Raw genomic sequence first — 2808 nt, 5'->3', positions numbered from 1 at the left:
GTATGAATCTGATATTTATAACTACACTATTTTAGAACTAAAAAAAGCCCCGGATGGGGCTCTTTTCATGCAACAATTAGTTAGCAGCTAAAGCTTTAACTTGTGCATTTAAACGGCTCTTATGACGAGCTGCTTTGTTTTTATGGATGATGCCTTTATCAGCCATACGGTCGATTACAGGAACAGCTTTTTTATAAGCTTCTGTAGCAACAGTATAATCGCCAGCAGCAATAGCAGCTACTGTACGTTTGATATAAGTACGAACCATAGAACGCAAGCTTGCGTTGTGTTTACGTGCTTTAACGTTTTGACGAGCACGTTTTTTAGCTTGAGCAGAGTTTGCCACTCGTGCACTCCTTGAATTAGATTGGTCTGGGCGGGCTGCAATTACAACTGAAAACCAACATCAGAAGAACTATAACCAGCCCGTAAACAAGTGGCATATTTTGATGAAACAATGCCTCGAAGTCAAGTCTTGACATGCTTTGACACCAATTTAGATGCAGATAAATTTTAAATAAATCGCTATATTATGATTATCTAAGGGAGTTTGGTTAAAAAATGACTAATTCGATTAAAAATGCAATCGTCATCGGAGCAACAGGTTTAGTTGGTCAAGCACTTGTAAAACAGCTGAATTCTGAGTTTACTTGCGAGAAGATCACTGCTGTAGTCCGGCATAACAATCCTGACTTTAAAAAATATAGTAAAGTGGAACAATTTATTCTGGATGATTTTTTATTGCTCAATGATCAGGATGTTAATGGTTATACACATGCTTTTAGCTGTCTGGGAACTACTTTGAAGAAAGCTTGTTCTAAACAGAATTTTTATAATATTGATTATGAGATTAATGCGCATTTTGCAGATCTATTTGAAGGAACGCATACACATTTATTGTTAATCAGTGCATTAGGAGCAAATGCCAAGTCGAAAATATTTTATAACAAGGTAAAAGGTGAACTTGAAAACTATATACAGACCTTAGGATTGGATACGGTTTCTATTATTCGACCTTCATTATTGTTAGGTGAGCGTACTGATAAGCGCATCATAGAGAACGCAACTCAGAAGTTATATCGAAAACTTGAACATCTCGTACCATCAACTTTTAAATATAAGCCAGTGAGTGCTGAACAAGTGGCTCATACTATGGTCGAGGCTGCACGAACTCAAACAGCAAAATTTCAGATTTATGATAATTTACAAATATTGACTGCAAAATAGCATTTAAAAACGATCTAAACGGAGATAAAAAGTGACTACAGTCCCATTCGTAACATGTGATTTACTTGATGATAATCCTGAGAAAGAAATTCAAACACTGATCCCATCTTTAGATGGGAAGTTTTTCAGGAGTTTTGGCGCCAGAAAAACTTTTGGTGGGCAAGTCGTGACAGTGAAATGTTTTGAAGATAACTCACGAGTTAAAGAGTTGTTAGCAACTGACGGGGAAGGTAAGGTTTTAGTTGTCGATGGTGGAGCATCTATGCGGTGTGCGTTGATGGGCGACATGATTGCGGAGTCTGCGGTGAAAAATCACTGGAATGGTGTCGTGATTTATGGTTGTGTTCGTGATGTGGATGCACTTGCTGAACTGGATTTAGGTGTGCATGCATTGGCTTCAATTCCACAAAAAAGTAATCGGAAAGGCATTGGCGAAGTGGATGTGAATTTGTATTTTGGAGGAATCACAATCCAGTCAGGTGATTATTTGTATGCGGATAATAATGGTATTGTGGTGGCAAAAGAAAAACTAGTAGATTTATAAAAGGAAGCGATATGGTGAATCATTCAATTAAAGTAGTACAGGCACTTGTATCCGGTATTACAGAAGGTGGGCGCGGAGCAAATGGTACAGCATTTCCCAAACAACCAGAAAAAGCGTTAAAGCTTTATGAATTTGAGGGTTCACCGTTTTGTCGTCGTGTTCGGGAAGTTTTGACCTTATTAAATTTAGATTATGAGGTGTATCCTTGCCCTAAAGGGGGGAATAAATATCGTCAGATTGTGAAAGATAAAGGGGGGAAAAAACAGTTTCCATTTTTGATTGATGAAAATACAGGGGAACAGTTATATGAGTCTCAAGCTATAATCCATCATTTATTTAAACATTACGGGAAAACAGGAAAAACACCAAAAGCATATGCGCATTATCCTAAATTGCCAGTAGTGGCATTTGCAGGGACTTTAATCAATGGTGCTCGTGGGACATTTATCAATAAGAATATAGTGAATCGTAAGGCACCAGAACATTTACTTGAACTGTGGGGGTTTGAAGCAAGTCCTTTTACTCGTGTTGTACGGAGTGTACTCACTGAATTGGAATTGCCTTTTATATTTCATAATGTGGCGAAAGAGCGTTGGCAAGATCAGGGATTGGCTGCATTAAGGTTAAAGCCTGGAAAATATAAAGCACTCAAAGGTGGTAAACGTGAACAGGTTGTAGCCAGGATGGGACGATATGCAAAAGATGTGCAAGTTCCTTATCTAGAAGATCCTAATACTGGTGTGCATCTGTTTGAATCCAAAGATATCGTCGATTATCTAAATCGAAATTATGGTTCATGAAATTAGATACATTTAAAAAGACTTGTTGTACCAGGATATTGTTTTAGACCTATCTGTATGCAACAAGTCGATATGAAGGATATATCTAAAAATAAATATAAAGAATAAAATTGTTTGAATTTATTGAAATGTTAAAAAAATAATGTATTTGACTTTTAACGTGATAAATTAATCACAATCCATAATGACAGTACGGAATTTACAATGACAAATACTCGAATTCAGCCCGTAATCAGT

At 36.9% G+C, this 2808-nt stretch carries 4 protein-coding genes; 3 read left to right on the top strand and 1 reads right to left on the bottom strand.

Annotated elements, in window-relative coordinates:
- Positions 1 to 76 precede the first annotated feature (76 nt).
- Positions 77 to 346, bottom strand: a complete 270-nt coding sequence (rpsT, locus tag KPC_RS18880; protein WP_121975865.1) for a 30S ribosomal protein S20 — start codon at positions 344 to 346, stop codon at positions 77 to 79.
- A 215-nt stretch (positions 347 to 561) separates the two neighbouring features.
- On the opposite strand from rpsT, the gene KPC_RS18875 reads away from it, so the two are divergent.
- The 3 genes from KPC_RS18875 to KPC_RS18865 are packed head-to-tail and all read left to right on the top strand — an operon-like array spanning position 562 to position 2571.
- Positions 562 to 1227, top strand: a complete 666-nt coding sequence (locus KPC_RS18875; RefSeq protein WP_121975864.1) for a Rossmann-fold NAD(P)-binding domain-containing protein — start codon at positions 562 to 564, stop codon at positions 1225 to 1227.
- 31 nt (positions 1228 to 1258) lie between these two features.
- Positions 1259 to 1771, top strand: coding sequence for a ribonuclease E activity regulator RraA (gene rraA / locus KPC_RS18870; RefSeq protein ID WP_121975863.1), 513 nt, complete (start codon positions 1259 to 1261; stop codon positions 1769 to 1771).
- Between the two features lie 11 nt (positions 1772 to 1782).
- Positions 1783 to 2571 (top strand): glutathione S-transferase N-terminal domain-containing protein, encoded by a 789-nt coding sequence (locus KPC_RS18865; RefSeq protein ID WP_121975862.1) that lies wholly within the window; start codon positions 1783 to 1785, stop codon positions 2569 to 2571.
- The last annotated feature ends 237 nt before the right edge of the window (positions 2572 to 2808 follow it).

The organism is Acinetobacter stercoris (genome assembly GCF_900323515.1).
Classification (GTDB): domain Bacteria; phylum Pseudomonadota; class Gammaproteobacteria; order Pseudomonadales; family Moraxellaceae; genus Acinetobacter; species Acinetobacter stercoris.
This window is presented reverse-complemented; position numbering and strand designations above follow the sequence as displayed.